Raw genomic sequence first — 26052 nt, 5'->3', positions numbered from 1 at the left:
GACATGGCGGCGATTCACATTGGCATTTCAGGTTGGCGCTACACGCCTTGGCGGGGGGACTTCTACCCAAAGGGATTGCCCCAGAAACGCGAGTTGCAGTTCGCGTCGCGGGCGGTCAACAGCATCGAAATCAATGGATCGTTCTACGCCCTGCAACGGCCTGACCGCTATGCACGGTGGTACGCCGAAACCCCTGAACACTTTGTGTTCAGCGTCAAGGCTCCGCGCTTTATCACTCACATCAAACGCCTGCGAGACATCCATAAACCCCTGGCCAATTTCTTTGCCTCCGGGGTGCTGGAGCTCAAGGAAAAGCTCGGCCCGATCCTCTGGCAGTTCCCGCCCAACTTCAAATTCGATGCCGAACTGCTCGAAACTTTCCTTGAGCAATTGCCCCACGACACCGAACAGGCGGCCGCCCTCGCCCGCCAGCACGATTCGCACCTCAACGGCCACGCCAGCCTCAAGGCGTACAGGAAAAAACCACTGCGCCATGCCGTGGAAATCCGCCACGACAGCTTCATCGACCCGGCCTTCGTCCGCCTGCTCAAACGCTACAACACCGCACTGGTGATCGCCGACACCGCCGGTAAATGGCCGTATCGCGAGGACATCACCAGCGACTTCGTTTACTTGCGCCTGCACGGCGCCGAAGAACTCTACGCCAGCGGTTACACGTCGCAGGCGCTGGAACGCTGGGGCGAGCGGATCGAGGCCTGGCACCAGGGGCGGCAACCGAGTGACCCACAGCTGATTGCCCCCCGGCAAAAGCCCAGGGTGCGCAAATCCCGCGAAGTGTTTTGCTATTTCGATAACGACATCAAAGTCCGCGCGCCTTTCGACGCGCGCCGTCTTCTGGAACGTTTCGATCTCGATCAGGACCTGGCCACCGCCCCCGGTGAACCCGTTGCCGAAGGAGCGCTGCCATGAGCATTCGCGAACCGGTCGGCGTCACCGACGAGCAAGCGACCATTGACACCCTGGTGCACCGTTTCACCGTGCTCACGGTCAACACCCACAAGGGGTTTACCGCGCTGAACCGGCGTTTCATCCTGCCGGAACTGCGTGAAGCGGTGCGCAGCGTTTCCGCCGATGTGGTGTTCCTGCAGGAAGTCCACGGTACGCACGAACAGCATCCCAAGCGCTACAGCAATTGGCCGGCGATGCCGCAATACGAATTCCTTGCCGACAGCCTGTGGCCGCAGTTTGCCTACGGACGCAACGCGGTCTATCCGGCGGGTGATCACGGCAATGCGCTGCTGTCGAAATTCCAGATCGTGCGCCACGACAACCTCGATGTGTCGATCAGCGGCCACGAGAATCGCGGCCTCCTGCATTGCGTGTTACGCCTGCCCGGCGACGGCCCTGAGGTGCATGCGATGTGCGTCCACCTGGGCCTGCGCGAAACCCACCGCAACGAACAGCTGAGGCTGCTTGCCCGTCGCCTGGAAGAGCTGCCGGACGATGCGCCCGTGATCGTCGCCGGTGATTTCAACGACTGGCGCCAACGCGCCGATGCCTTGCTCAAGCCCTGCGGCCTGCGCGAAGTGTTCGCCGAGCACCACGGCAAACCGGCGCGCAGCTTTCCGGCCCGTTTGCCGACGTTGCGCCTGGATCGCATCTACGTGCGCAACCTCAAGGCCAGCCGGCCGCAAGTGCTGACCACACGGCCCTGGTCCCACCTCTCGGACCACGCCCCACTGTCGGTGGAGATCGAACTATGAGTACCTCGCCGATGGAAAAAACCACCGTGGAGCCGATAGCCGCGCCGCCGGCCAGCGAGCCCGCTGCCGTCGATGTCGAGTACCGCTGGCAAGGCAATAATCGCGTCGAACTGCTGGAAAACGGCGAAGCCTATTTCCCAAGGGTGTTCGAAGCCATGCGCCAGGCCAAGACCGAAATCCTCCTGGAAACTTTCATCGTGTTCGAGGACAAGGTCGGCGAAGAGCTCAAGACCGTGCTCATCGACGCCGCCCGACGGGGGGTGCGCGTCACTGCCAGCTTCGACGGGTTCGGCTGTGGCGAACTGAGCACCGGTTATCTCACTGCGCTGAGCGGTGCCGGCGTGCACCTGCAGATGTTCGACCCCGCCCCGAAGCGCCTGGGCATCCGCACCAACTGGTTCCGCCGCCTGCACCGCAAGATCGTGGTGGTGGACGGAACGGTGGCGTTCATTGGCGGCATCAACTTCTCCGCCGACCATCTGGCCGACTTCGGCCCCGAGGCCAAGCAGGATTATTCGGTTGAAGTACAAGGCCCGGCGGTGGCCGACATCCATCACTTTGCCCTGTTGCAATGCGGTCGCCCGGCGCGGGCCAGGTACTGGTGGCAACGGCGCCGGCAACGGCGCTCGGAACTGGCCGTCAGCGACCACGATGGCCAGGTGCGACTGGTGTACCGCGACAACAACGAGCACTCGACCGACATCGAAGAGATTTATCGCCAGGTCCTGCGCACCGCGCAACGGCGCGTGGTGATCGCCAACGCCTACTTTTTCCCGGGCTATCGATTGCTGCGCGAAATCCGCAACGCTGCCCGGCGTGGCGTTGACGTGCGCCTGATTCTGCAAGGCCAACCCGACATGCTGGTGGCCAAACTCGCCGCGCGCATGACGTACGACTACCTGCTCAAATCCGGGGTGAAGATCTACGAGTACTGCGATCGCCCGTTGCACGGCAAGGTCGCCCTGGTGGATGAAGACTGGAGCACCGTCGGCTCCAGCAACCTCGACCCGTTGAGCCTGTCGATGAACCTTGAGGCCAACGTGTTGATCCGTGACCGTGCGTTCAACCGCGACCTGTTCGACCGACTCGAAGCACTCAGCGATCACCACTGCAAGGCCATGTCGGCGGACACGGCCCCTCGGGGTCGGGTCTGGCACATGACCGTGGGTTTTCTGGTGTTCCACTTCCTGCGCCATTTCCCGGCATGGGCCGGATGGCTGCCGGCGCATAAGCCACGCCTGAAAGCCTTCACCTCACCGACCGGGAGCGAACCGCATGAGCCGCACTGAAGCCCACGCGCCGCCCCACGCCGACCACCCGGCCAAATCACGACTGAGCCGCTGGAAAAAACCGCTGACGATGCTGTTTTTCCTGGCGCTGATTGTGCTGTTGACGATGTTCGCCTCGCGCATCGAATGGGGCGAAGTGCTCGACACCCTGGCCGATTTCAAGGTGCGTACCTTGATCATCGCCGCCGGGCTGACCCTGCTGAGTTTCCTGGTCTACGCCTGCTTCGACCTGATCGGGCGCACCTACATTCGCCAGGATTTGACGTGGAAGCAGATCCTGCCGGTGGGGATCATCAGTTACGCTTTCAACCTCAACCTGAGCGCCTGGGTCGGCGGCATTGCCATGCGTTACCGGCTGTATTCCCGACTCGGCGTGAGCAAAGGCAACATCGCGAAAATCCTCGGGCTGAGCCTGGCCACCAACTGGTTTGGCTACATGGTCATTGCCGGCGCGGTGTTCAGCAGCGGACTGGTCCGCATGCCGCCAGGCTGGAAACTCAGCAGTGGCGCGTTGCAAGCGGTGGGCGTTTTGTTGCTGCTTGTGAGCGCCGGGTATCTCGCGGCCTGCCAGTTTTCCAGGCGCCGGGAGTGGGCGATACGCGGCGTGGAAATCAACTTGCCATCCCTGCGCATGGCGATCCTGCAACTGGCCCTCGGCGCGCTGAACTGGTCGCTGATGGCGGCGGTCATTTTCACCCTGCTGCCGAGCAAACTCGACTATCCCTTGGTATTGGGCGTGCTGCTGATCAGCGCCATCGCCGGGGTGATCACCCACATACCGGCCGGGCTCGGGGTGCTGGAAGCGGTGTTTGTGGCGCTGCTGCAACACGAGGTGTCGCGAGGCAGCCTGGTGGCGGGGTTGCTGGCTTATCGGGCGATTTATTTCCTGCTGCCACTGTTGATTACGCTGGTGATGTATTTGCTGGTGGAGGCCAAGGCCAAGTCGTTGCGGATTGCGAAGAAACCCAAGTGACAGGAGTTGTCCAGGCAGACGTCTTCGCGAGCAGGCCCGCTCCCCCATTTGAATTGTATTCCCCCTGTGGGAGCGGGCTCGCCCGGGTAGAAACCGGGGACATCCTTTACGTTTTAAACCGGAGACATCGTTTACAGGTATGAAATACGGTCAGGAGGTGCCTGACCATGCCCTGGAATCGAGAGTCCCCAATGGATCAACGAATCAAACTCATAGGTGACTGGCTGCAAGGCAGTTACTCCAAAAGCGAGCTGGCCCGTCACTACGGGCTTAGCCGACCCACTTTGGACAAATGGCTTGCACGCTACGAGGCACAGGGCATTGAAGGGTTAAAAGAGCTCTCACGGCGTCCGCATACGAGCCCCTTCAAAATCAGCGACGAGGTTCTTGAGTTGCTAATCGCCTACAAGCGCGAGCACCACAGCTGGGGGCCTGAGAAGCTGGTCCATAACCTTAAGATCGATCATCCGGAGTTGTCTTGGCCAACTGTCAGTACGGCAGGCGAATGGCTTAAGCGAGCAGGTCTGGTACAAAAACGTCGTTTCCTCAATCGCCCGCCAGCGGGGAAAAATCCGCTGCGCGACGCGACTGCGCCTAACCAGACATGGGCGGCAGATTTCAAAGGTGACTTCGCGCTTCAGAACGGCCAACGTTGTTACCCACTGACAATTACTGATCACGTGAGCCGATTTCTATTGCTGTGCAGAGCGCAAAGCAGCGTTGCCGGTGCACGCGAAGGCTTTGACTGGGCGTTTCGCGAGTACGGTTTACCCGATGTGATTCGCACAGACAACGGCTCCCCCTTCGCCTCCTCCGGTATTTCGCGGATATCCAGCCTGGCGGCTTGGTGGATACGCCTAGGGATTTACCCAGAGCGAATCCAGCCCGGGCGACCTGACCAGAATGGCCGTCATGAGCGAATGCATCGAATGCTCAAGGCTGCATTGCTTCATGCACCTGAACGTAATCTGGTGGAGCAACAATTGGCATTCGAACAGTTTCGACAGGAATTCAATTACGTAAGGCCTCACAAGGCTTTAGAGATGAAAGTTCCTGCCGACCTCTATGAGCCATCGCCACGACAGTACGACGGGCGCGTGCCTGAGGCCGATTACGCTCCGGATATGACGATCCGCAAGGTTAGACAAAATGGGTCGATGAAATGGAAAGGCAAGATGATTTTCGTCAGTGAGTCCTTGGCAGGTGAGGCGCTAGGACTCAAGGAAGTGGACGATGATGTGTGGGACATTTATCTCTGCAACTACCTTTTAGGCAGGCTGAAAAGCGGCGACAGCCGCCTTTCAAGCCAGCAGAAACGTAAAGGATGTCCCCGGTTTCAATCGTAAAGGATGTGTTCGTTTCTACACCGCGAAGGCGTCCGCAAGAACACCCAATCACTTGGACTGAATAATGCTCAACCGCTCCCCCACCACCATCTCGGTAATCCAGCCCACCAGGATCGAGGTGTAGGCCTGCTGGGAAACCGGTTCGCTCAGCGCATGATCGGCACCGTCGATGATTCGGTGCGTCAGCGAGTGAGTCTGCTGGCACGCCGCGCGGTAACTCATGATCGTCGCGTGGGGCACGTAGTCATCGGTTTCCGATTCGACCAGCAACACATCCCCGGTAAATTGCGAGCAGGCATGCAGCGCCCGGTTAGTGTCGGCGCGCACCAGCGTGGCGCGGTAATCGCGCAAGTCGAGCTTGTCCAGATCGCGCTTTGGCGTGTGCCACTGATCGTCGCGATACAGCGCCGGCACTCGCAGCGCCAGCCAGCGCACCGGGCGCAGCGACGTGAGGATCGAGGCCAGGTAACCGCCGTAGCTGGTGCCCACCACGGCAATCGCCGAGGTGTCGAGCGCCGGGTGCGCGAGCAAACGGTCGTAGGCCGCCAGCAGGTCGCGCAGGTTATCTTCGCGAGTGACCCGGGTCAGCGGGATCCCCGTGCCACCGGTGTGCCCGCGCAAGTCGAACGTCAGGCACACACACCCGAGCCCCGCGATCCCCTTGGCCCGCTCCAGGTCCCGCTCCTGGCTGCCGCCCCAGCCGTGCACGAACAACACGCCGGGGACCTTCGATTTGGGACTGAGAAACGTCCCGCTCATCTGTTCATCGTCGATGTCGATTTGAATGCTTTCGCTTCTAGCCGTCATAGGATTTGACCGTTACGTACTTGAGCAGGAAATCACTGTTTTGCGCCGGACCACGGTACACCTCAATGGCATCCGCCGGCAGCGGTTGATCGATGTAGGTTTCCACCGAAGACACCCGGATCGCGCGCATCTGCGGGTCATTGACGAAGCTCTGCAAGGCCGCCACCTCGGCACTGCTGGCCCCGCCCATGCGCCAGGATTGTTCGAGCACGCCACTGCGTTGCTGGCCATCGCTGGCCAGGCCCTGGGCGATGTCGTAATTGCGCCGCGAGGCATAGAAACCGGGATAGGCTTCGTCCGCCGCACGGTCAAATACTTGCGCCTGCTTGATCGCCAACCGCACCTCATCGGGCAAATCCAGCGCCAGCAGGACGTCATAGTCGCCTTGCACCACCAGCAGGTTGGAACCGCCATACACCTGCTCGCCGTGGGCATCCTCGGTCAGGTATTGATCACCGCAGTAACTCAATTGCCTGTCGCCGATAAAACTCTGACCGACGCTGTGGGTGATCACCTGGTCCAGGTCCTGCTCCAACACCACGCCTTCGCTGAACAGGGCCCTGGCGTCGGGCCGGGCGAGGATTTCGTCGAACTGGTCGAGGCTGCTGATCACCTCCTGGCCACGCCCGGCGCAGGCATGAATGGGCTTGAGACGGATCGGGCCGCTGTAGAGCAAATGCTGCGCCGCGGGCCGTGCATCGTCGAGGGAAAACACGCTGAGGCCGTCGAGCACCACGCTGCGCACCCGTTCGGAAAACAACGGCGCCCAACCCGGTGGCGCATGGGCATGCCGGTTGAGCAAACCGTGACTGATCGCCTTGGTGCAGATGAAGTCATGCTCCACGTAACCGCCCCATAAATCCTCCGGCCCGGTGACACCCAGTTGCCGGGCGGCGGCCGCGCCCACCAGCGTCTGGGTCGGCAGCCAGTAAATGTCCTGACCGCGATGCTGCTCCGGGTCGTAAATGCCACCGAACTTGAGCCCGAGGATTTGCGCCAGCCACTTGGCCAGGGCGCGATTGGTTTCCACTTCATGCCGGGGCGCATCGGGACGCACGGAATGAGCGACCACCCTTTTCTTGCGGTGTGTTGAGGTCATGCATCCCCCTTCAATCATTGCTGGATGATGTGGAGGAAGGGGGTGCAGGGATCAGGCCAAGCGGGATTGGCTGGAAACGCATTTTGTATCAGAGGGTTATGCCAGCAGTAATGGCATGAGGCCTGTTTGATTCTGCACGAGAGACTTCAAAGTTCCGGCATTTTGCACGATCCCTATGAAGAACTAGCGTGTTGCCGCAAGGGGGGTCACCCCAAACCGCGTGCGGTAATCGCTCGGCGCCAGCCCGGTGATTTTCTTGAACGTGGAGCGAAACGCCCCCGGATCCTGATAGCCCACGGTCCAGGCAATGTGATCGATGGTGCCATTGGTGAATTCGAGCATTTCCCGGGCCTTGCCGACTCGCAGGTGCTGGCAGTACTCCGTCGGCTTGAGTCCGGTGGCCGCACGGAAGCGGCGCAGGAACGTGCGCTCCTCCAGCCCGGCCCGCTCGGCCATTGCCGTCAGCGACACATCGGTGGCCCCGGTGCTTTGCAGCCAGTGCTGCACCTTGAGAATCGAAGCGTCGCCATGGCTGAGGATCGGCGCAAAGTTGCTGCCGCACTCACTGGCGCTGTCGCTGTGTTCCACCACCAGAAAACGTGCAGTGCCGGTGGCGATGCTCGGCCCCAGCAGGCGATCCACCAGGCGCAGGCCCAGTTCGGACCAGGCCATCAGCCCGGCGGTGGTGATCAGGTCGCCGTCATCGACGATGGGCGTATCGGCCTTGAGCTTGATCGCCGGATAGCGCTCGGCAAATGATTTGGCCGACGTCCAGTGGGTCGTGGCACTTCGACCGTCGAGCAGGCCGCTTTCGGCCAACAGCAGCGACCCCACGCAAACGCCGCCCAGGGTCGCGCCATTGGCGTGTTGCTGGCGAAGCCAGTGAAGCAGAGCCTGCGGTGCCTGGCCTTCGCAGAAGCCGGCAATCGACGGTGGAATCAGAACGGCCACCAGGGCGCCGTCCGCACCGTCGTGGCTGTCGTAGACCCGCGCGGGCGGTTGGTCGCCATCGACCTGCCAATGGCTGACGCGCAGCAGCGGCAACTGCGCTGCCTGGTGCTCGGCGGCGATCCGGTTGGCCACCCCGAACAGGTCCGTCAACCCATGCACCGCCGCCATCTGCGCGCCGGGATAGATCAACACACCCAGTTCAGCGATTGCCCTTTGTGCATCCATTGTCAGTTTTCCCCCTTCTATTGTCGGTGCGGCCAATCCCCGCACGGCCCGCCAGCGCCAATACTTGATTCCACACCCAACCCGCACTTCGAGGAAACAGTCATGGCCAAGCAAGCACTCATCGTAGTCGATATCCAGAACGACTACTTCCCCCAAGGCAAGTGGCCGCTGGCCGGCGCCGATGCCGCCGCGGACAACGCCGTCCGCCTGCTCAAGGCTTTCCGCGAGGCCGGTGATTCGGTGGTGCACATCCGCCACGAATTCACCTCCGACGCCGCACCGTTCTTCACCCCGGGCTCCGAAGGGGCCAAACTGCACCCCAAAGTGCTCAACCAGGGCAACGAGCCAGTGGTACTCAAACACTTCGTCAACTCGTTCCGCGAAACCGAACTGAAATCGATACTCGACGAGCAAGGCATCAAGGAACTGGTGGTTGCCGGCAGCATGAGCCACATGTGCATCGACGGCATTACCCGCGCGGCCAATGACTTCGGTTACAGCGTCACGGTGATTCACGACGCCTGTGCCTCCCGGGACCTGGAGTTCAATGGCCTGACCGTTCCGGCGGCTCACGTCCACGCCGCGTTCATGTCGGCCCTGGGTTTTGCCTACGCCAAGGTGGTGTCCACTGACGAGTTTCTCGGGGCCAACTGATCAAACCCCTTAAACGCAAAAGGCCCGTAGCGAATGATCGCTACGGGCCTTTTTATTTATGCCGTCCGGGAAAGCAGCTGCTTAGAACGGAATATCGTCATCAAAGCTGTCGAAGTCCGGAGCCGGCTGTGGAGCGGCCTGCTGGGGAGCCGGGCGCGACTGTTGCGGTGCCGACTGCGGACGCGGAGCCTGCTGGCGTGGAGCCGGGGCGGACTGCTGGTAGTTGTTGCCCCCGCCTTGTTGGTCGCCCTGCTGTGGACGGCCACCCAGCAGTTGCATGGTGCCTTGCATGTCGACCACGATTTCGGTGGTGTAACGCTTGATACCGTCTTTTTCCCACTCGCGGGTCTGCAGCTTGCCTTCGATGTAGACCTGCGAACCTTTACGCAGGTATTCGCCGGCGATTTCTGCAACTTTGCCGAACATCGACACACGGTGCCATTCAGTCTTTTCGACTTTCTGGCCGGTTTGCTTGTCGGTCCATTGTTCGCTGGTGGCCAGACTCAGGTTGGTCACGGCGTTGCCGTTCGGCAGGTAGCGGACTTCAGGATCCTGGCCGCAAGTGCCGACCAATATGACTTTGTTAACCCCACGGGCCATTACGTTCTCCTAGGCTACGCACGCTGCCCCGGCCGGGTTGTTCACCAGGCGTTCAAGGGTGGTGCGATCCAATAGTTCGGTGTCCAATTTGATGTAAATCGCCGCTTCATCGGCGACGATCACTGCATCTGTTACCCCTACGACAGCCTTCAGGCGCTCAACCAGACCCGCTTCGCGGATCGCCTCGGGCGACAACGGCAAGCGCAGGCTTGTCACGTAGGGAGGTTCACGCATGGTAACAGCAAAGGCCAGCCAGAGGGCAGCCAGACCGGCGCATCCCAGGAACACAGCCGACAAACCGCCATGCTGGAACATCCAGCCACCGAGGATACCGCCCAGTGCCGAACCGAGGAATTGGCTGGTGGAATACACCCCCATGGCCGTCCCTTTGCCCCCCGCCGGTGAAACCTTGCTGATCAGCGACGGCAGTGAAGCCTCCAGCAGATTGAACGCGGTGAAGAACACCACCGTCCCGATCACCAGAGCCCGCAAGCTATCGCCGAACTGCCAGAAGAATAGTTCAGTGAGCATCAGCGTCACGACGGCACCGAGCAAAACTCGTTTCATTTTGCGTCGCTTCTCGCCATAGATAATGAACGGGATCATGGCGAAGAACGAAATCAGCAGCGCGGTCAGGTACACCCACCAGTGCTGCTCCTTGGGCAGCCCGGCTTTCTCGACCAGCGCCAGCGGCAAGGCAACGAAGCTCGACATCAACATCGCGTGTAACACAAAGATGCCCAGGTCCAGACGCAACAGGTCCGGGTGCTTGAGCGTCGGTATCAAGGCCTGGCGGGCGACACCGGATTCGCGGTGCTGCAACGGACCGGTTGAGCGCGGCACCATGAACATCACGATGACAATGCCGAACAGTGCCATGCCGCCGGTGGCAAGGAACAACCCGGACAGGCCGAAAGCGCGAGTCAGCAAGGGGCCGACGACCATCGCAACGGCGAACGACAGGCCAATGGTCATGCCGATCATGGCCATGGCCTTGGTTCGATGCTGCTCACGGGTCAGGTCCGACAGCAACGCCATGACGGCAGCGGAAATCGCCCCGGCACCTTGCAGGATTCGCCCGGCGATCACGCCCCAGATCGAATCGGCATTCGCCGCCAGCAAGCTGCCGAGGGCGAAGACGATCAGCCCGAGGTAAATCACCGGGCGACGGCCGATGCGGTCGGAAATGAAGCCAAAGGGAATCTGGAAAATCGCCTGGGTCAGGCCATAAGCGCCAATCGCCAGCCCGATAAGGGCCGGGGTCGCTCCCGCCAGATCCATGCCATAGGTCGCCAGTACCGGCAAGACCATGAACATGCCAAGCATACGGAAGGCGAACACCAGGGCCAGACCGCTTGCCGCGCGGGTCTCGCTGCCACTCATGCGTTCGCTGTGGGGATCGTGCATGGAAAAACCTCATGTGAACCGGCGCCGATTCTACCAGTCCGATCGATTGGCAGGGTATATCGCGACGCTTTGCCGCGTGTAGATGACAGAGCTTTCATCAAAGGCTGCAATGACATCATTCGATAGTGTGCATCCATCCAGTATTTGGCCGTATACTCCTACGTTTTCGACGCCCGCCGTGCGAGGCCACTTTGGACAAGATCCTGATTCGTGGGGCTCGAACCCACAACCTGAAGAACATCGACCTGACCCTGCCACGGGACAAGCTGATCGTCATCACCGGCCTGTCCGGCTCCGGCAAGTCGTCCCTGGCCTTCGACACACTGTACGCCGAAGGCCAGCGCCGCTACGTCGAATCGCTGTCGGCTTATGCCCGCCAGTTCCTGTCGATGATGGAGAAGCCTGACGTCGACACCATCGAAGGCCTGTCGCCGGCGATCTCCATCGAGCAGAAGTCGACCTCGCACAACCCGCGTTCGACCGTCGGCACCATCACCGAGATCTACGACTACCTGCGTCTGCTGTATGCGCGCGTCGGTATCCCGCGCTGCCCGGACCACGACATCCCGCTGGAAGCGCAGACCGTCAGCCAGATGGTCGACCTGGTCCTGGCCCAGCCGGAAGGCAGCAAACTTATGCTGCTGGCCCCGGTGATCCGCGAGCGCAAGGGCGAGCACCTTTCGGTCTTTGAAGAGCTGCGAGCCCAGGGTTTCGTTCGCGCCCGGATCAACGGCAAGCTGTATGAGCTGGACGAAGCGCCCAAGCTCGACAAACAGAAAAAACATACCATCGACGTCGTGGTCGATCGCTTCAAGGTCCGGGCCGACCTGCAACAACGCCTGGCCGAATCCTTCGAGACCGCGCTGAAGCTGGCGGACGGCATTGCCCTGGTGGCGCCCATGGACGATGAACCGGGCGAGGAGATGATCTTCTCCGCGCGCTTCGCCTGCCCGATTTGCGGCCATGCCATCAGCGAACTCGAGCCGAAACTGTTTTCCTTCAACAACCCGGCCGGCGCTTGCCCGACCTGCGATGGCCTGGGGGTGAAACAGTTCTTTGACATCAAGCGATTGGTCAATGGCGAACTGACCCTGGCCGAAGGTGCGATTCGCGGCTGGGACCGGCGCAACGTCTATTATTTCCAGATGCTCGGCTCGCTGGCGTCCCACTTCAAATTCAGCCTGGAAGTACCGTTCAACGAACTGCCAGCCGATCAGCAGAAGCAGATCCTTCACGGCAGCGGCTCGCAAAACGTCGACTTCAAATACCTGAATGACCGGGGCGACATCGTCAAGCGCTCGCACCCGTTCGAAGGCATCGTGCCGAACCTGGAACGTCGCTATCGCGAAACCGAGTCGGCTTCGGTTCGCGAAGAGCTGGCCAAGTTCCTGAGCACCCAGTCCTGCCCGGACTGCCGCGGCACTCGCCTGCGACGTGAAGCAAGGCATGTGTGGGTGGGCGAGAAAACCCTGCCGGCGGTGACCAACCTGCCCATCGGCGATGCCTGCGATTATTTCGGCGAGCTGAAACTGACCGGCCGCCGCGGCGAGATTGCCGACAAGATTCTCAAGGAAATTCGCGAACGCCTGCAGTTCCTGGTCAACGTCGGCCTCGACTACCTGTCGCTGGACCGAAGCGCGGATACGCTGTCAGGCGGTGAGGCGCAGCGCATTCGACTGGCCAGCCAGATCGGTGCGGGTTTGGTCGGCGTTCTCTACATCCTCGACGAACCTTCGATCGGATTGCACCAACGGGATAACGATCGCCTGCTCGGCACCCTGAAACACCTGCGCGACATCGGTAATACGGTGATCGTGGTCGAGCACGACGAAGATGCGATTCGCCTGGCGGACTACGTGGTGGATATCGGCCCGGGCGCCGGCGTTCATGGCGGCCATATCGTGGCCGAGGGCACGCCTGCCGAAGTGATGTCGCATCCGGATTCCCTTACCGGCAAATACCTGTCGGGCCGCGTGAAAATCGCTGTCCCGGCCAAACGCACGCCACGTAACAAGAAGCTGTCGCTGTCGCTCAAGGGCGCCCGTGGCAACAACTTGCGCAATGTCGACCTGGACATCCCGATTGGTCTGCTGACCTGTGTCACCGGCGTGTCCGGCTCAGGCAAATCGACGCTGATCAACAACACGCTGTTTCCTTTGAGTGCCACGGCGCTGAATGGCGCAACCACCCTCGAAGCCGCTGCCCACGACAGCATCAAGGGTCTGGAGCACCTGGATAAAGTCGTCGATATCGACCAAAGCCCGATCGGACGCACCCCGCGTTCGAATCCGGCGACTTACACCGGGTTGTTCACGCCGATTCGCGAGCTGTTCGCCGGCGTGCCGGAATCCCGCTCCCGCGGCTATGGCCCGGGCCGGTTCTCATTCAACGTGAAGGGGGGGCGCTGCGAAGCCTGTCAGGGCGATGGCCTGATCAAGGTGGAAATGCACTTCCTGCCGGACATCTATGTGCCGTGCGACGTCTGCAAGAGCAAGCGCTACAACCGCGAAACCCTGGAGATCAAGTACAAAGGCAAGAGCATCCACGAGACCCTCGAAATGACCATCGAGGAAGCCCGGGAGTTCTTTGACGCGGTACCGGCCCTGGCGCGCAAGCTCCAGACGCTGATGGATGTCGGCCTGTCCTACATCAAGCTGGGGCAATCGGCGACCACCCTCTCGGGCGGTGAGGCCCAGCGCGTCAAGCTGTCCCGCGAGCTGTCCAAGCGCGATACCGGCAAGACCCTGTACATCCTCGACGAACCGACAACCGGCCTGCACTTCGCGGATATCCAGCAGTTGCTCGACGTGCTGCATCGACTGCGCGACCACGGTAATACGGTGGTGGTGATCGAGCACAACCTGGACGTGATCAAGACCGCCGACTGGCTGGTGGACTTGGGGCCGGAAGGCGGCTCCAAAGGCGGTCAGATCATTGCCGTCGGTACACCGGAAGAAGTCGCCGAGATGAAGCAATCTCATACCGGTTACTACCTCAAACCGCTGCTGGAACGTGATCGGGCCTGATTCCGCTCCATGAAAAAGCCCCTGTCACTACAACAGTGACAGGGGCTTTTTTGAATCCGCTCGCTCTGCGGGAGCAAAGCTGGCTCGCGATAGCGTCCGCTAGATCAAGCGTGGGATTGCAGGTAATTCTCCAGACCGATCAATTTTATCAGGCCCAACTGTTTTTCCAGCCAGTAAGTGTGATCTTCTTCGGTATCGTTGAGCTGAATACGCAACATCTCGCGGCTGACATAGTCCTTGTGCTGCTCGCAGAGCGCGATGCCCTTACACAGCGCAGCGCGGACTTTGTACTCCAGACGCAAATCGGCTTCGAGCATCTCCGGCACGGTGGTGCCTACATCGAGATCGTCTGGACGCATGCGCGGCGTACCTTCCAGCATCAGGATCCGGCGCATCAGCGCGTCAGCATGACCCGCTTCTTCTTCCATCTCGTGGTTGATTCGTTCGTAGAGCTTGGTGAATCCCCAGTCCTCATACATCCGCGAGTGAACGAAATATTGGTCACGCGCGGCCAGTTCGCCGGTCAGCAACGTGTTGAGGTAATCGATAACGTCTGGGTGGCCTTGCATCGCCCTACATCTCCCTGCTTGAAAGTCTGTAGTTTGAACCAACCCGGCCATAACGTCACTCGCAAGACGCAATAAAAGCGAAGATATTCTGAGAAAAGCAGCTGAAATAACGCAAAAACCGCCCAAATGCAGGCGGTTATGCTTCTCGTTTAGACTTCGTTAAGCTGTACGTTGAGCAGCGTTGCGATTGCTTCTCCATACGCTGGATCGGCCCGGAAGAAATGCTGCAATTGACGGTCGACGACATCACTCGATACACCCGCCATCGCTCCCGCGATGTTGCCCACCAGCAACGCCTTCTGCTGGTCACTCATCAGGCGGAAGAGCGCGCCGGCATGACTGTAGTAGTCCGTGTCTTCGCGATGATCGTACCGATCGGCCGCACCGCTCAGTGCCAACGCAGGTTCGGCGTACCGAGGCGCCTGCTTCGGCGAATCGACGTAGCTGTTCGGCTCGTAGTTCGGCGTCGCACCACCATTGCTGCCAAATGCCATCGAACCATCGCGCTGGTAGGTATTGACCGGGCTACGTGGGGCGTTCACCGGCAGTTGCTGGTGATTGGTGCCAATACGGTAGCGGTGCGCATCGGCGTAGGCGAACACACGGCCTTGCAGCATTCGGTCTGGCGACAGTCCCACCCCCGGCACCATATTGCTGGGGCCGAAAGCGGCTTGCTCAACTTCTGCGAAGTAGTTCAGAGGATTCCGGTTGAGTTCCAGGACACCTACCTCTATCAACGGGAACTCTTTCTGCGACCAGGTTTTAGTGACATCGAAGGGGTTCTCATAGTGCGCGGCGGCCTGGGCCTCGGTCATTACCTGGATGCACACGCTCCATTTCGGGTACTCGCCGCGCTCAATAGCCTCGAACAAGTCTCTCTGCGCGTAATCAGGATCGGTGCCGGCCAGGCGCGCAGCTTCCGCCGGTGCCAGGTTCTTGATCCCCTGTTGGGTCTTGTAGTGCCATTTGACCCAGTGGCGCTCACCAGTGGCGTTGATGAGGCTGTAGGTATGGCTACCGAAACCGTGCATGTGACGGTATCCATCAGGGATTCCGCGATCGGAAAACAGGATCGTGACCTGGTGCAAAGCCTCGGGAGAGTGCGACCAGAAGTCCCACATCGCCTGGGCACTCTTGAGGTTGCTTTGCGGCAGGCGCTTCTGGGTGTGGATAAAGTCCGGGAACTTCAACGGATCTCGGATAAAGAACACTGGCGTGTTGTTACCCACAATGTCCCAGTTTCCTTCCTCGGTGTAGAACTTCAATGCGAAGCCACGCGGATCGCGCTCGGTATCAGCCGAGCCCCGTTCGCCACCGACGGTGGAGAATCGCAGGAAGGTCGGCGTTTGCTTGCCGATCGATTCAAACAGTTTCGCGCTAGTGTACTGGGTGATATCACGGGTAACGGTAAACGTACCGTAAGCCCCCGAACCCTTGGCGTGAACACGACGCTCAGGGATATTTTCACGATTGAAGTGAGCGAGCTTCTCGATCAGATGGAAGTCGTCGAGCAGCAGCGGGCCACGTGGGCCGGCAGAGCGGGAATTCTGGTTGTCGGCGACCGGAGCGCCGCTGGCGGTGGTAAGGGTTTTATTATGGCTCATGCGATCTCTTCCTTTATCGGTCTCAAACGGCCGGCTAATCGGCTTAGGGAAGTATCGACGATCAACATGACATCATCTAATTCATTAGATCTCCTCAATCGATAGAGAAAAACTAATTAACTTGAACGGGCCAGTACTTTTGAAACGCCCACAAAAAACCGGGCACTAGGCCCGGTTCTTTGTTTCAGACTGACGTCTTACTCAGCGGATACAGCTTCACCGCCGGTAGCACGATCAACCAACTCGACGTACGCCATAGGCGCGTTGTCGCCAGCGCGGAAACCGCACTTGAGGATGCGCAGGTAGCCACCCTCACGGGTAGCGTAACGCTTGCCCAGGTCGTTGAAGAGCTTACCAACGATAGCTTTCGAACGAGTACGGTCGAAAGCCAGACGGCGGTTAGCCAGGCTGTCTGTCTTGGCCAAAGTGATCAGCGGCTCAGCAACGCGACGCAGTTCTTTAGCTTTTGGCAGAGTAGTTTTGATCAGCTCGTGCTCGAACAGCGACACCGCCATGTTTTGGAACATGGCCTTGCGGTGCGAGCTGGTGCGGCTCAGGTGACGACCACTTTTACGATGACGCATGGTTCATTCCTTACCAAACACTACGTTCGGTGATTACGACGATCAGGCAGTCGCCTTGTCGTCCTTCTTAAGACTTGCAGGCGGCCAGTTGTCGAGGCGCATGCCGAGGGACAGACCGCGGGAGGCCAGAACGTCCTTGATTTCAGTCAAGGATTTCTTGCCAAGGTTCGGAGTCTTCAACAGCTCTACTTCGGTACGCTGAATCAGGTCGCCGATGTAGTAGATGTTTTCCGCCTTAAGGCAGTTAGCCGAACGTACAGTCAGTTCCAGATCGTCAACCGGGCGAAGCAGGATCGGATCGATCTCGTCTTCCTGCTCGATTACCACTGGTTCGCTGTCACCTTTGAGGTCGACGAACGCAGCCAACTGCTGTTGCAGAATGGTTGCAGCGCGGCGGATAGCCTCTTCAGGATCCAGAGTACCGTTGGTTTCCAGATCAATAACCAGCTTGTCCAGGTTAGTACGCTGCTCGACACGGGCGTTTTCCACCACGTATGCGATGCGGCGAACCGGGCTGAACGAAGAGTCAAGCTGCAAGCGACCGATGCTGCGGCTTTCGTCCTCATCGCTCTGACGCGAGTCGGCCGGTTCATAACCACGACCACGAGCTACTACGAGCTTCATGTTCAGGGCGCCATTAGACGCCAGGTTAGCGATTACGTGATCGGGATTAACGATCTCGACATCATGATCCAGCTGAATATCGGCAGCGGTAACCACCCCCGAACCCTTCTTCGACAAGGTCAGCGTAACTTCGTCACGGCCGTGCAGCTTGATAGCCAGACCTTTAAGGTTCAACAGGATTTCAATTACGTCTTCCTGTACACCTTCGATGGCGCTGTACTCGTGGAGCACACCGTCAATCTCGGCCTCGACTACTGCACAGCCGGGCATTGAGGACAACAGGATGCGGCGCAGCGCGTTGCCCAGGGTGTGGCCAAAGCCACGCTCGAGAGGCTCGAGAGTGATCTTGGCGCGGGTTGGACTGACAACCTGCACATCAATGTGGCGGGGTGTCAGGAACTCATTTACCGAAATCTGCATGGATGCACCTATTTTCTAGCCCTTACTTGGAGTAGAGCTCGACAATCAGGCTTTCGTTGATGTCGGCGGACAGATCACTGCGAGCTGGAACGTTCTTGAAAACGCCCGACTTCTTCTCAGTGTCTACTTCTACCCATTCTACGCGGCCACGTTGGGCACACAGATCGAGAGCTTGGACAATGCGAAGTTGGTTTTTTGCTTTCTCGCGAACAGCGACCACGTCACCAGCACGAACCTGGTAGGACGGAACGTTAACGGTTTGACCGTTTACGCTGATCGACTTGTGCGATACCAGCTGACGGGATTCGGCACGAGTCGAACCAAAGCCCATACGGTATACAACGTTGTCCAGACGGCATTCGAGCAGCTGCAACAGGTTTTCGCCGGTTGCGCCTTTCTTGCCAGCAGCTTCTTTGTAGTAGCCGCTGAATTGACGCTCGAGAACGCCGTAGATACGACGTACTTTCTGCTTTTCACGCAGTTGGGTGCCGTAATCGGACTGGCGACCGCGGCGTTGGCCGTGGATACCAGGTGCTGCTTCAATGTTGCACTTCGATTCGATCGCGCGCACGCCGCTCTTCAGGAAGAGATCGGTGCCTTCGCGACGAGCGAGTTTGCATTTTGGACCAATGTAACGAGCCATTCTTTACAATCTCCTGGATTACACGCGGCGCTTCTTCGGCGGACGGCACCCGTTGTGCGGGATTGGCGTCACGTCGGTGATGCTGGCGATCTTGTAGCCACAGCCGTTCAAAGCGCGGACTGCGGATTCACGACCTGGACCTGGACCTTTGACGTTGACGTCGAGGTTTTTCAGGCCGTATTCCAGCGCAGCTTGACCAGCACGTTCAGCAGCTACTTGAGCGGCAAACGGGGTGGACTTGCGGGAACCGCGGAAACCCGAACCACCGGAGGTAGCCCAGGAAAGAGCGTTACCTTGACGGTCGGTAATGGTCACGATGGTGTTGTTAAAAGATGCATGGATGTGGGCGATGCCATCAACCACTGTCTTTTTAACTTTTTTACGAGGACGAGCAGCAGGTTTTGCCATGATTAAATTCCTGTCGATTCGCTGGGGCGATTACTTGCGGATCGGCTTACGCGGACCTTTACGGGTACGCGCGTTGGTCTTGGTACGCTGACCGCGTACTGGCAGACCACGACGATGACGCAGACCGCGATAGCAACCGAGGTCCATCAAGCGCTTGATTTTCATGTTGATTTCGCGACGCAGGTCACCTTCAGTGGTGAACTTCGCCACTTCGCCACGCAGCTGTTCAATTTGCTCGTCGCTCAGATCTTTGATCTTTGCTGCTGGGTTTACCCCAGTCTCTGCACAAATTTTCTGTGCAGTAGTGCGACCAACACCATAGATGTAGGTCAGCGAGATAACAGTATGCTTGTTATCTGGAATGTTAACGCCTGCAATACGGGCCATTCAGTGGGACTCCAATTGACAGCTACCTACGCCCCGGAAGCCAAGAAATAGGGCGCGAGATAATATCGCTGTAATAACAAATAATCAACCCGGCAGCGCACTAGCTGCCGGGCTTGAAGCACAATCACACTCAGCCTTGGCGCTGTTTGTGACGCGGTTCCGCGCTGCAAATTACTCGAACAACACCTTCGCGGCGAATAATCTTGCAGTTACGGCACAGCTTTTTCACCGATGCACGAACTTTCATCACCAACTCCTCGAACCTTATGGGTACTCAGCGCAACATGCCGCTGCCGTAACCCTTCAGGTTGGCTTTCTTCATCAGGGATTCGTACTGGTGCGAAACGAGGTGCGATTGTACTTGGGACATGAAGTCCATCACAACCACGACCACGATCAGCAACGAGGTCCCGCCAAGGTAGAACGGTACGTTGGCTGCAACCACCAGGAACTGGGGCAACAGGCAGACGGCCGTCATGTAAAGAGCACCGAACATGGTCAAGCGAGTCAGAACGCCATCAATGTAGCGCGCAGACTGCTCACCTGGACGGATGCCCGGAATAAAGGCACCGGACTTCTTCAGGTTTTCCGCTACGTCTTTCGGATTGAACATCAACGCCGTATAGAAGAAGCAGAAGAAAATAATCCCTGCACTAAACAGCAGAATATTCAACGGCTGACCAGGAGCGATCGACTGCGAGATGTCCTGCAACCAGCCCATACCTTCAGACTGGCCGAACCAGGCACCCAACGAAGCCGGGAACAGCAAGATGCTGCTCGCGAAAATAGCCGGAATAACACCGGCCATGTTCACCTTCAGCGGCAAGTGGCTGGTCTGCGCAGCGAAGACCTTGCGGCCCTGCTGACGCTTGGCGTAGTGAACAGCAATACGACGCTGACCACGCTCAATGAACACCACGAAACCGATAATCGCTACTGCCAGCAAACCGATGGCAACCAGGGCAAAGATGTTGATATCACCCTGACGCGCAGACTCGAAAGACTGCCCGATCGCTCTCGGAAGACCGGCGACGATACCCGAAAAAATCAACATCGAGATACCGTTGCCAACACCACGCTCAGTAATCTGCTCACCCAGCCACATCATGAACATCGCACCAGCCACAAACGTGGATACCGCGACGAAATGGAAGCCAAAGTCACCAGTGAACGCAACGCCCTGCCCCGCCAGACCAATGGACATGCCAATAGCCTGAACAAGAGCGAGGACGACAGTGCCGTAGCGGGTGTACTGGCTGATCTTGCGACGGCCAGCTTCACCTTCCTTCTTCAACTGCTCCAGCTGCGGGCTGACGGCTGTCATCAATTGCATGATGATCGATGCCGAAATGTACGGCATGATCCCCAGCGCAAAAATGCTCATCCGTTCCAGCGCGCCGCCGGAAAACATGTTGAACAAGCTAAGAATGGTCCCCTCATTCTGTCGAAACAGGTCCGCGAGTCGGTCCGGGTTGATACCTGGAACCGGGATGTGTGCGCCTATTCGGTAGACGATAATCGCCAGGAACAGAAAACGCAGACGAGCCCAGAGTTCAGACATACCGCCTTTGCCGAGCGCAGAGAGAGCACCTTGCTTAGCCATTTATTCCTCGAACTTGCCGCCAGCTGCTTCGATAGCCGCACGCGCACCTTTGGTGGCGCCGATTCCCTTTCCGATGGTGACAGCGCGAGTAACTTCGCCGGACAGCATGATTTTCACACGCTGAACGTTGACGTTGATCACGTTGGCATCTTTCAGGGACTGCACGGTGACGATGTCGCCTTCCACTTTAGCCAGCTCGGACAGACGCACTTCTGCGCGGTCCATGGCCTTCAGGGAAACGAAACCGAACTTCGGCAGGCGACGATGCAGCGGCTGTTGACCGCCTTCAAAGCCTGGAGCAATGGTGCCACCGGAGCGGGAAGTCTGACCTTTGTGACCACGGCCACCAGTCTTACCCAAACCGCTACCGATACCACGGCCCGGACGATGCTTTTCGCGACGGGAACCCGGCGCTGGACTCAGATCATTGAGTTTCATCGATTAACCCTCGACACGCAGCATGTAGTAAGCCTTGTTGATCATCCCGCGATTCTCGGGAGTATCCTGGACTTCTACAGTGTGACCGATGCGACGCAGACCCAGACCCTTAACGCACAGTTTGTGGTTAGGGATGCGGCCGGTCATGCTTTTGATCAGCGTAACTTTAACGGTAGCCATGATCAGAAGATCTCCTTGACGCTTTTGCCACGCTTGGCGGCAATGGATTCAGGAGACTGCATTGCTTTCAAACCCTTGAAAGTGGCGTGAACCACGTTTACCGGGTTAGTCGAGCCGTAGCACTTGGCCAGAACGTTCTGAACGCCAGCAACTTCGAGAACGGCACGCATTGCGCCGCCAGCGATGATACCGGTACCTTCAGAAGCAGGCTGCATGTACACCTTCGAAGCGCCGTGAGCGGACTTCATTGCGTACTGCAGGGTAGTGCCGTTCAGATCAACCTGGATCATGTTGCGGCGAGCAGCTTCCATTGCCTTCTGGATCGCAGCAGGCACTTCACGCGACTTGCCACGGCCGAAGCCAACACGCCCTTTACCATCACCAACCACGGTCAACGCAGTGAAAGTGAAGATACGGCCGCCTTTAACGGTTTTGGCTACGCGGTTAACTTGAACCAGCTTCTCGATGTAGCCTTCGTCGCGCTTTTGGTCGTTATTTGACATAACTTAGAACTCCAGCCCAGCTTCACGAGCAGCATCAGCCAGCGCTTTAACGCGGCCGTGGTACTTGAAGCCAGAGCGGTCGAAAGCCACCTGCGAGACGCCAGCGGCCTTAGCACGCGTAGCGACCAGCTGGCCAACCTTAGTGGCCGCGTCGATGTTGCCAGTGGCGCCATCACGCAGTTCTTTATCCAAAGTCGAGGCGCTTGCCAGGACTTTGTTGCCGTCGGCCGAAATGACCTGGGCGTAGATGTGCTGCGAAGAGCGGAACACGCAGAGACGCACGACTTCGAGTTCGTGCATTTTCAGGCGTGCTTTGCGAGCGCGACGCAGTCGAGTAACTTTTTTGTCGGTCATTTGCTATGCCCTACTTCTTCTTGGCTTCTTTACGACGGACGACTTCGTCCGCGTAGCGCACACCTTTGCCTTTGTACGGCTCTGGTGGACGGAAGTCGCGGATCTCGGCGGCCACTTGACCTACCAGCTGCTTGTCGATGCCCTTGATCAGGATATCGGTCTGGCTAGGAGTCTCAGCGGTGATGCCTTCCGGCAGTTCGTAATCCACTGGGTGCGAGAAGCCAAGAGCCAGGTTCAGCACTGTGCCTTTTGCTTGCGCTTTGTAACCAACACCGACCAGCTGGAGCTTGCGCTCGAAGCCTTGGCTTACGCCTTGGACCATGTTGTTAACCAACGCACGAGTGGTACCAGCCATTGCGCGAGTCTGTTGATCGCCATTGCGAGCAGCGAAACGCAGCTCACCAGCTTCTTCAACGATCTCAACGGACGAATGGATGTTCAGTTCGAGAGTGCCCTTGGCACCCTTCACCGAAAGCTGTTGGCCTGCGAATTTTACTTCGACGCCGGCTGGCAGCTTAACGGGGTTCTTAGCGACGCGAGACATGCTTATCCCCCCTTAGAACACAGTGCAAAGAACTTCGCCGCCGACACCGGCAGCGCGCGCAGCACGATCAGTCATCACACCTTTGTTGGTGGAGACGATAGACACACCGAGACCGCCACGAACTTTCGGCAGATCTTCGACGGACTTGTACTGACGCAGGCCTGGACGGCTAACGCGCTTCACTTCTTCGATAACCGGACGGCCTTCGAAGTATTTCAGCTCGATAGACAGCAGTGGTTTGGTTTCGCTGCTGATCTGATAACCCGCAATGTAACCTTCGTCCTTCAGGACTTTGGCAACAGCTACCTTCAACGTGGAAGATGGCATGCTTACGACGGACTTTTCAGCCATCTGGGCATTACGGATTCGAGTTAGCATGTCCGCTAACGGGTCCTGCATACTCATGGGCTAGACGCTCCTAATACAGAAAAATTAGCCTTGCGGCTACTACGTGTCGCCGAGAATCTCCGAGCATAGAAAACACGGGCTCAGGCGAGCCGGGTATTCTAGACACACCCCAGAAATGAATCAAGCCCCAAAAGGGGCTTGATCCAGATTCAAGGCCACCGACGGTCAGGTTCTTGCAAACCCGAACGCCGAGACTTCGAAAGTACTTACCAGCTGGCTTTAACCAGACCTGGTACGTCACCACGCATTGCCGCTTCACGCAGTTTGTTACGGCCAAGGCCGAACTTGCGGTAAACGCCGTGTGGACGACCGGTCAGGCGGCAGCGGTTACGCATGCGCGAAGCGCTAGCGTCACGTGGCTGCTTTTGCAGAGCAACTGTAGCTTCCCAACGCGCTTCTGGACTTGCGTTCAGATCAACGATGATTGCTTTCAGTGCTGCACGCTTTTTGGCGTACTTGGCAACGGTGAGCTGACGCTTCAGCTCACGGTTCTTCATGCTCTTCTTGGCCATTTTCCTACTCCAATCAGTTGCGGAACGGGAATTTGAAAGCACGCAGCAGAGCGCGGCCTTCGTCATCGTTCTTGGCAGTGGTGGTCAGGGTAATGTCCAGACCGCGGAGAGCATCGATCTTGTCGTAGTCGATTTCCGGGAAAATGATCTGCTCTTTCACGCCCATGCTGTAGTTGCCACGACCATCGAAGGACTTGGCATTCAGGCCGCGGAAGTCGCGAACCCGAGGCAGGGAGATCGACAGCAGACGATCCAGGAACTCGTACATACGCTCACGGCGCAGGGTCACTTTGACGCCGATCGGCCATCCTTCGCGGACTTTGAAGCCAGCGATGGATTTGCGAGCGTAGGTCACAACGACTTTCTGGCCGGTGATCTTTTCCAGGTCAGCAACAGCGTGCTCGATGACTTTTTTGTCGCCGATCGCTTCGCCCAGACCCATGTTCAGGGTGATCTTGGTAACGCGCGGAACTTCCATCACGTTCGAAAGCTTAAGTTCTTCCTTAAGTTTCGGAGCGATTTCCTTCCGGTAAATCTCTTTTAGTCGTGCCATGGTCTTCTACCTAGCAGTGTTCAAGCATCAACCGCTTTTTGGGTCGACTTGAAGACACGAATTTTCTTACCGTCTTCTACTTTGAAACCAACGCGGTCAGCCTTGTTGGTTTCGCCGTTGAAGATGGCGACGTTGGAAGCGTGCAGTGGCGCTTCTTTCTCGACGATACCGCCCTGTACGCCCGACATCGGGTTAGGCTTGGTATGACGCTTGACCAGGTTCAGACCACCAACAACCAGACGGTTGTCAGCAAGAACCTTCAGCACCTTACCGCGCTTACCTTTGTCTTTGCCGGCGATCACGATGATCTCGTCGTCACGACGAATCTTTTGCATGTCGGATCTCCTTACAGCACTTCTGGGGCGAGCGAGACGATCTTCATGAACTTCTCAGTACGAAGTTCACGGGTCACTGGCCCAAAGATACGGGTGCCGATCGGCTCTTGCTTGTTGTTCAGAAGAACAGCAGCGTTGCCATCAAAGCGGATAATGGAGCCATCAGCACGACGTACGCCGTGACGAGTGCGGACTACAACAGCAGTCATCACTTGGCCTTTTTTCACTTTACCGCGAGGAATTGCTTCCTTGACGGTCACTTTGATGATGTCACCGATACCAGCGTAACGACGATGGGAGCCACCCAGCACCTTGATGCACATAACGCGGCGAGCGCCGCTGTTATCGGCCACATCGAGCATGGATTGAGTCTGAATCATATAATTTCTCCGACCCCTAGTCCTTAGACTTCCACAGCGCGTTCGAGAACATCAACCAGCGCCCAAGACTTGGTCTTGGCCAAAGGACGAGTTTCACGAATAGTGACTTTGTCGCCGATGTGGCACTGATTGGTTTCGTCGTGCGCGTGCAGCTTAGTCGAACGCTTAACGTATTTACCGTAGATCGGGTGCTTAACGCGACGCTCGATCAGAACGGTGATGGTTTTGTCCATCTTGTCGCTGACAACACGGCCAGTCAGCGTACGGACAGTTTTTTCGGCTTCAGCCATGATTACTTACCTGCCTGCTGGTTGAGCACAGTCTTCACGCGAGCGATGTCACGCTTAACTTGCGAGAGCAGATGAGACTGCCCCAACTGGCCAGTTGCTTTCTGCATGCGCAGATTGAACTGGTCGCGCAGCAAGCCGAGCAGTTGCTCGTTCAGCTGCTGTGCGGATTTTTCACGAAGTTCATTCGCTTTCATCACATCACCGTCCGTTTAACAAAGGAGGTGGCGAGCGGCAGCTTTGCAGCAGCCAGGGCGAAAGCCTCACGCGCCAGCTCTTCAGAAACACCCTCGATTTCATACAGGACTTTGCCTGGCTGAATCTGGGCAACCCAGTATTCCACGTTACCCTTACCTTTACCCATCCGCACTTCGAGAGGCTTCTTGGAGATCGGCTTGTCCGGGAATACACGGATCCAGATCTTGCCGCCACGTTTTACGTGACGGGTCAGAGCACGACGCGCTGACTCGATCTGACGAGCGGTGAGACGACCACGAGCAACAGACTTCAGCGCGAACTCGCCGAAGCTGACTTTGCTACCGCGCAATGCCAGGCCACGGTTGTGACCGGTCATTTGCTTGCGGAACTTCGTACGCTTTGGTTGCAACATTTGGC

Annotated in this window: 34 protein-coding genes; 7 read left to right on the top strand and 27 right to left on the bottom strand. The window is 58.3% G+C overall.

Annotated elements, in window-relative coordinates:
• Positions 1 to 3 precede the first annotated feature (3 nt).
• The 5 genes from F8N66_RS28310 to F8N66_RS28290 all read left to right on the top strand — a co-directional run bounded on the left by F8N66_RS28310 (position 4) and on the right by F8N66_RS28290 (position 5332).
• A complete protein-coding gene (locus tag F8N66_RS28310; protein ID WP_150773234.1) occupies positions 4 to 930 on the top strand; it encodes a DUF72 domain-containing protein in 927 nt (308 codons plus the stop codon).
• Entirely contained in the window at positions 927 to 1724 is a 798-nt protein-coding gene (locus F8N66_RS28305; RefSeq protein ID WP_150773233.1) for an endonuclease/exonuclease/phosphatase family protein, read from the top strand. The genes F8N66_RS28310 and F8N66_RS28305 overlap by 4 nt, the downstream gene beginning before the upstream one ends.
• Positions 1721 to 3013 carry a cardiolipin synthase ClsB gene (clsB, locus tag F8N66_RS28300; protein WP_150773232.1) on the top strand — a complete coding sequence of 431 codons (1293 nt, stop codon included), beginning with the start codon at positions 1721 to 1723 and terminating at the stop codon, positions 3011 to 3013. Before F8N66_RS28305 ends, clsB begins: the two co-directional genes overlap by 4 nt.
• A complete protein-coding gene (locus F8N66_RS28295; protein WP_150773231.1) occupies positions 3000 to 3986 on the top strand; it encodes a lysylphosphatidylglycerol synthase domain-containing protein in 987 nt (328 codons plus the stop codon). The genes clsB and F8N66_RS28295 overlap by 14 nt, the downstream gene beginning before the upstream one ends.
• Positions 3987 to 4153: 167 nt before the next feature.
• Complete coding sequence (locus F8N66_RS28290; RefSeq protein WP_150773230.1) at positions 4154 to 5332, top strand: integrase core domain-containing protein; 1179 nt, start codon at positions 4154 to 4156, stop codon at positions 5330 to 5332.
• 48 nt (positions 5333 to 5380) lie between these two features.
• Here the strand turns inward: F8N66_RS28290 and F8N66_RS28285 are convergent, their stop codons facing one another.
• The 3 genes from F8N66_RS28285 to F8N66_RS28275 all read right to left on the bottom strand — a co-directional run bounded on the left by F8N66_RS28285 (position 5381) and on the right by F8N66_RS28275 (position 8414).
• Positions 5381 to 6139, bottom strand: coding sequence for an alpha/beta hydrolase family protein (locus F8N66_RS28285; RefSeq protein WP_150773229.1), 759 nt, complete (start codon positions 6137 to 6139; stop codon positions 5381 to 5383).
• Positions 6129 to 7238, bottom strand: coding sequence for a DUF3182 family protein (locus tag F8N66_RS28280; protein ID WP_150773228.1), 1110 nt, complete (start codon positions 7236 to 7238; stop codon positions 6129 to 6131). The genes F8N66_RS28285 and F8N66_RS28280 overlap by 11 nt, the downstream gene beginning before the upstream one ends.
• Before the next feature lie 183 nt (positions 7239 to 7421).
• A complete protein-coding gene (locus F8N66_RS28275; protein ID WP_150773227.1) occupies positions 7422 to 8414 on the bottom strand; it encodes a GlxA family transcriptional regulator in 993 nt (330 codons plus the stop codon).
• A 102-nt stretch (positions 8415 to 8516) separates the two neighbouring features.
• On the opposite strand from F8N66_RS28275, the gene F8N66_RS28270 reads away from it, so the two are divergent.
• Positions 8517 to 9068 carry a cysteine hydrolase family protein gene (locus F8N66_RS28270; RefSeq protein ID WP_150773226.1) on the top strand — a complete coding sequence of 184 codons (552 nt, stop codon included), beginning with the start codon at positions 8517 to 8519 and terminating at the stop codon, positions 9066 to 9068.
• An 81-nt stretch (positions 9069 to 9149) separates the two neighbouring features.
• On the opposite strand, the gene F8N66_RS28265 is transcribed toward F8N66_RS28270, so the two are convergent.
• Both F8N66_RS28265 and F8N66_RS28260 read right to left on the bottom strand, forming a co-directional pair.
• Entirely contained in the window at positions 9150 to 9668 is a 519-nt protein-coding gene (locus F8N66_RS28265; protein WP_150773225.1) for a single-stranded DNA-binding protein, read from the bottom strand.
• 9 nt (positions 9669 to 9677) lie between these two features.
• The gene (locus F8N66_RS28260; protein WP_150773224.1) at positions 9678 to 11075 is read right to left on the bottom strand and encodes an MFS transporter; all 1398 of its coding nucleotides are present in this window, start codon (positions 11073 to 11075) and stop codon (positions 9678 to 9680) included.
• A gap of 191 nt (positions 11076 to 11266) precedes the next feature.
• Between F8N66_RS28260 and uvrA the strand changes: the two genes are divergently transcribed.
• Entirely contained in the window at positions 11267 to 14101 is a 2835-nt protein-coding gene (gene uvrA, locus F8N66_RS28255) for an excinuclease ABC subunit UvrA (protein ID WP_150773223.1), read from the top strand.
• Between the two features lie 104 nt (positions 14102 to 14205).
• On the opposite strand, the gene bfr is transcribed toward uvrA, so the two are convergent.
• From bfr to rplP, 22 genes are all read right to left on the bottom strand, one after another.
• Positions 14206 to 14670: a bacterioferritin gene (gene bfr / locus F8N66_RS28250; RefSeq protein ID WP_034148071.1), complete on the bottom strand. Its 465-nt coding sequence runs from the start codon at positions 14668 to 14670 to the stop codon at positions 14206 to 14208.
• Between the two features lie 149 nt (positions 14671 to 14819).
• Positions 14820 to 16274, bottom strand: a complete 1455-nt coding sequence (locus F8N66_RS28245) for a catalase (RefSeq protein ID WP_150773222.1) — start codon at positions 16272 to 16274, stop codon at positions 14820 to 14822.
• Between the two features lie 197 nt (positions 16275 to 16471).
• The gene (gene rplQ, locus F8N66_RS28240) at positions 16472 to 16858 is read right to left on the bottom strand and encodes a 50S ribosomal protein L17 (RefSeq protein WP_024778333.1); all 387 of its coding nucleotides are present in this window, start codon (positions 16856 to 16858) and stop codon (positions 16472 to 16474) included.
• A gap of 42 nt (positions 16859 to 16900) precedes the next feature.
• Complete coding sequence (locus F8N66_RS28235; protein ID WP_007924176.1) at positions 16901 to 17902, bottom strand: DNA-directed RNA polymerase subunit alpha; 1002 nt, start codon at positions 17900 to 17902, stop codon at positions 16901 to 16903.
• A gap of 22 nt (positions 17903 to 17924) precedes the next feature.
• Positions 17925 to 18545: a 30S ribosomal protein S4 gene (gene rpsD / locus F8N66_RS28230; protein ID WP_003176404.1), complete on the bottom strand. Its 621-nt coding sequence runs from the start codon at positions 18543 to 18545 to the stop codon at positions 17925 to 17927.
• Between the two features lie 18 nt (positions 18546 to 18563).
• Positions 18564 to 18953 (bottom strand): 30S ribosomal protein S11, encoded by a 390-nt coding sequence (gene rpsK / locus F8N66_RS28225; protein ID WP_002555466.1) that lies wholly within the window; start codon positions 18951 to 18953, stop codon positions 18564 to 18566.
• Between the two features lie 30 nt (positions 18954 to 18983).
• The gene (gene rpsM, locus F8N66_RS28220; RefSeq protein WP_009045849.1) at positions 18984 to 19340 is read right to left on the bottom strand and encodes a 30S ribosomal protein S13; all 357 of its coding nucleotides are present in this window, start codon (positions 19338 to 19340) and stop codon (positions 18984 to 18986) included.
• Positions 19341 to 19470: 130 nt separating this feature from the next.
• Positions 19471 to 19587: a 50S ribosomal protein L36 gene (gene rpmJ, locus F8N66_RS28215; protein WP_002555468.1), complete on the bottom strand. Its 117-nt coding sequence runs from the start codon at positions 19585 to 19587 to the stop codon at positions 19471 to 19473.
• 27 nt (positions 19588 to 19614) lie between these two features.
• A complete protein-coding gene (secY, locus tag F8N66_RS28210; protein WP_003228718.1) occupies positions 19615 to 20943 on the bottom strand; it encodes a preprotein translocase subunit SecY in 1329 nt (442 codons plus the stop codon).
• Positions 20944 to 21381, bottom strand: a complete 438-nt coding sequence (gene rplO / locus F8N66_RS28205; RefSeq protein ID WP_003228720.1) for a 50S ribosomal protein L15 — start codon at positions 21379 to 21381, stop codon at positions 20944 to 20946.
• Positions 21382 to 21384: 3 nt separating this feature from the next.
• The gene (gene rpmD / locus F8N66_RS28200) at positions 21385 to 21561 is read right to left on the bottom strand and encodes a 50S ribosomal protein L30 (protein WP_003176408.1); all 177 of its coding nucleotides are present in this window, start codon (positions 21559 to 21561) and stop codon (positions 21385 to 21387) included.
• Positions 21562 to 21563: 2 nt separating this feature from the next.
• Positions 21564 to 22064: a 30S ribosomal protein S5 gene (gene rpsE / locus F8N66_RS28195; protein ID WP_003186035.1), complete on the bottom strand. Its 501-nt coding sequence runs from the start codon at positions 22062 to 22064 to the stop codon at positions 21564 to 21566.
• Between the two features lie 3 nt (positions 22065 to 22067).
• On the bottom strand, positions 22068 to 22418 hold the full coding sequence (gene rplR / locus F8N66_RS28190) for a 50S ribosomal protein L18 (protein WP_003186037.1): 351 nt from the start codon (positions 22416 to 22418) through the stop codon (positions 22068 to 22070).
• Between the two features lie 10 nt (positions 22419 to 22428).
• A complete protein-coding gene (gene rplF, locus F8N66_RS28185; protein WP_003176412.1) occupies positions 22429 to 22962 on the bottom strand; it encodes a 50S ribosomal protein L6 in 534 nt (177 codons plus the stop codon).
• Between the two features lie 12 nt (positions 22963 to 22974).
• Positions 22975 to 23367, bottom strand: a complete 393-nt coding sequence (gene rpsH, locus F8N66_RS28180; protein ID WP_003228724.1) for a 30S ribosomal protein S8 — start codon at positions 23365 to 23367, stop codon at positions 22975 to 22977.
• Between the two features lie 209 nt (positions 23368 to 23576).
• Positions 23577 to 23882 carry a 30S ribosomal protein S14 gene (rpsN, locus tag F8N66_RS28175; RefSeq protein ID WP_027617689.1) on the bottom strand — a complete coding sequence of 102 codons (306 nt, stop codon included), beginning with the start codon at positions 23880 to 23882 and terminating at the stop codon, positions 23577 to 23579.
• Positions 23883 to 23895: 13 nt separating this feature from the next.
• Complete coding sequence (rplE, locus tag F8N66_RS28170) at positions 23896 to 24435, bottom strand: 50S ribosomal protein L5 (protein WP_003210069.1); 540 nt, start codon at positions 24433 to 24435, stop codon at positions 23896 to 23898.
• Positions 24436 to 24455: 20 nt separating this feature from the next.
• Positions 24456 to 24770 (bottom strand): 50S ribosomal protein L24, encoded by a 315-nt coding sequence (gene rplX, locus F8N66_RS28165; protein ID WP_003186046.1) that lies wholly within the window; start codon positions 24768 to 24770, stop codon positions 24456 to 24458.
• 11 nt (positions 24771 to 24781) lie between these two features.
• The gene (gene rplN / locus F8N66_RS28160) at positions 24782 to 25150 is read right to left on the bottom strand and encodes a 50S ribosomal protein L14 (protein WP_002555479.1); all 369 of its coding nucleotides are present in this window, start codon (positions 25148 to 25150) and stop codon (positions 24782 to 24784) included.
• A gap of 23 nt (positions 25151 to 25173) precedes the next feature.
• Positions 25174 to 25440, bottom strand: coding sequence for a 30S ribosomal protein S17 (gene rpsQ / locus F8N66_RS28155; RefSeq protein ID WP_003176419.1), 267 nt, complete (start codon positions 25438 to 25440; stop codon positions 25174 to 25176).
• Positions 25441 to 25442: 2 nt separating this feature from the next.
• On the bottom strand, positions 25443 to 25634 hold the full coding sequence (gene rpmC, locus F8N66_RS28150; protein WP_002555481.1) for a 50S ribosomal protein L29: 192 nt from the start codon (positions 25632 to 25634) through the stop codon (positions 25443 to 25445).
• Entirely contained in the window at positions 25634 to 26047 is a 414-nt protein-coding gene (gene rplP / locus F8N66_RS28145; protein WP_003228729.1) for a 50S ribosomal protein L16, read from the bottom strand. Before rplP ends, rpmC begins: the two co-directional genes overlap by 1 nt.
• Positions 26048 to 26052 lie beyond the last annotated feature (5 nt).

It is taken from the genome of Pseudomonas fluorescens (genome assembly GCF_902498195.1).
Lineage (GTDB): Bacteria > Pseudomonadota > Gammaproteobacteria > Pseudomonadales > Pseudomonadaceae > Aquipseudomonas > Aquipseudomonas fluorescens_BU.
The sequence above is the reverse complement of the archived record's forward strand: the minus strand, read 5'-3'. Positions and strand labels throughout refer to the sequence as shown.

Bases quoted from the DNA above. Each gene is read 5' to 3' on its own strand.
- F8N66_RS28310 (WP_150773234.1), top strand. From the start codon at position 4: ATGGCGGCGATTCACATTGGCATTTCAGGTTGGCGCTACACGCCTTGG.
- F8N66_RS28305 (WP_150773233.1), top strand. From the start codon at position 927: ATGAGCATTCGCGAACCGGTCGGCGTCACCGACGAGCAAGCGACCATT.
- clsB (WP_150773232.1), top strand. From the start codon at position 1,721: ATGAGTACCTCGCCGATGGAAAAAACCACCGTGGAGCCGATAGCCGCG.
- F8N66_RS28295 (WP_150773231.1), top strand. From the start codon at position 3,000: ATGAGCCGCACTGAAGCCCACGCGCCGCCCCACGCCGACCACCCGGCC.
- F8N66_RS28290 (WP_150773230.1), top strand. From the start codon at position 4,154: ATGCCCTGGAATCGAGAGTCCCCAATGGATCAACGAATCAAACTCATA.
- F8N66_RS28285 (WP_150773229.1), bottom strand. From the start codon at position 6,139: ATGACGGCTAGAAGCGAAAGCATTCAAATCGACATCGACGATGAACAG.
- F8N66_RS28280 (WP_150773228.1), bottom strand. From the start codon at position 7,238: ATGACCTCAACACACCGCAAGAAAAGGGTGGTCGCTCATTCCGTGCGT.
- F8N66_RS28275 (WP_150773227.1), bottom strand. From the start codon at position 8,414: ATGGATGCACAAAGGGCAATCGCTGAACTGGGTGTGTTGATCTATCCC.
- F8N66_RS28270 (WP_150773226.1), top strand. From the start codon at position 8,517: ATGGCCAAGCAAGCACTCATCGTAGTCGATATCCAGAACGACTACTTC.
- F8N66_RS28265 (WP_150773225.1), bottom strand. From the start codon at position 9,668: ATGGCCCGTGGGGTTAACAAAGTCATATTGGTCGGCACTTGCGGCCAG.
- F8N66_RS28260 (WP_150773224.1), bottom strand. From the start codon at position 11,075: ATGCACGATCCCCACAGCGAACGCATGAGTGGCAGCGAGACCCGCGCG.
- bfr (WP_034148071.1), bottom strand. From the start codon at position 14,670: ATGCAAGGCCACCCAGACGTTATCGATTACCTCAACACGTTGCTGACC.
- F8N66_RS28245 (WP_150773222.1), bottom strand. From the start codon at position 16,274: ATGAGCCATAATAAAACCCTTACCACCGCCAGCGGCGCTCCGGTCGCC.
- rplQ (WP_024778333.1), bottom strand. From the start codon at position 16,858: ATGCGTCATCGTAAAAGTGGTCGTCACCTGAGCCGCACCAGCTCGCAC.
- F8N66_RS28235 (WP_007924176.1), bottom strand. From the start codon at position 17,902: ATGCAGATTTCGGTAAATGAGTTCCTGACACCCCGCCACATTGATGTG.
- rpsD (WP_003176404.1), bottom strand. From the start codon at position 18,545: ATGGCTCGTTACATTGGTCCAAAATGCAAACTCGCTCGTCGCGAAGGC.
- rpsK (WP_002555466.1), bottom strand. From the start codon at position 18,953: ATGGCAAAACCTGCTGCTCGTCCTCGTAAAAAAGTTAAAAAGACAGTG.
- rpsM (WP_009045849.1), bottom strand. From the start codon at position 19,340: ATGGCCCGTATTGCAGGCGTTAACATTCCAGATAACAAGCATACTGTT.
- rpmJ (WP_002555468.1), bottom strand. From the start codon at position 19,587: ATGAAAGTTCGTGCATCGGTGAAAAAGCTGTGCCGTAACTGCAAGATT.
- secY (WP_003228718.1), bottom strand. From the start codon at position 20,943: ATGGCTAAGCAAGGTGCTCTCTCTGCGCTCGGCAAAGGCGGTATGTCT.
- rplO (WP_003228720.1), bottom strand. From the start codon at position 21,381: ATGAAACTCAATGATCTGAGTCCAGCGCCGGGTTCCCGTCGCGAAAAG.
- rpmD (WP_003176408.1), bottom strand. From the start codon at position 21,561: ATGGCTACCGTTAAAGTTACGCTGATCAAAAGCATGACCGGCCGCATC.
- rpsE (WP_003186035.1), bottom strand. From the start codon at position 22,064: ATGTCAAATAACGACCAAAAGCGCGACGAAGGCTACATCGAGAAGCTG.
- rplR (WP_003186037.1), bottom strand. From the start codon at position 22,418: ATGACCGACAAAAAAGTTACTCGACTGCGTCGCGCTCGCAAAGCACGC.
- rplF (WP_003176412.1), bottom strand. From the start codon at position 22,962: ATGTCTCGCGTCGCTAAGAACCCCGTTAAGCTGCCAGCCGGCGTCGAA.
- rpsH (WP_003228724.1), bottom strand. From the start codon at position 23,367: ATGAGTATGCAGGACCCGTTAGCGGACATGCTAACTCGAATCCGTAAT.
- rpsN (WP_027617689.1), bottom strand. From the start codon at position 23,882: ATGGCCAAGAAGAGCATGAAGAACCGTGAGCTGAAGCGTCAGCTCACC.
- rplE (WP_003210069.1), bottom strand. From the start codon at position 24,435: ATGGCACGACTAAAAGAGATTTACCGGAAGGAAATCGCTCCGAAACTT.
- rplX (WP_003186046.1), bottom strand. From the start codon at position 24,770: ATGCAAAAGATTCGTCGTGACGACGAGATCATCGTGATCGCCGGCAAA.
- rplN (WP_002555479.1), bottom strand. From the start codon at position 25,150: ATGATTCAGACTCAATCCATGCTCGATGTGGCCGATAACAGCGGCGCT.
- rpsQ (WP_003176419.1), bottom strand. From the start codon at position 25,440: ATGGCTGAAGCCGAAAAAACTGTCCGTACGCTGACTGGCCGTGTTGTC.
- rpmC (WP_002555481.1), bottom strand. From the start codon at position 25,634: ATGAAAGCGAATGAACTTCGTGAAAAATCCGCACAGCAGCTGAACGAG.
- rplP (WP_003228729.1), bottom strand. From the start codon at position 26,047: ATGTTGCAACCAAAGCGTACGAAGTTCCGCAAGCAAATGACCGGTCAC.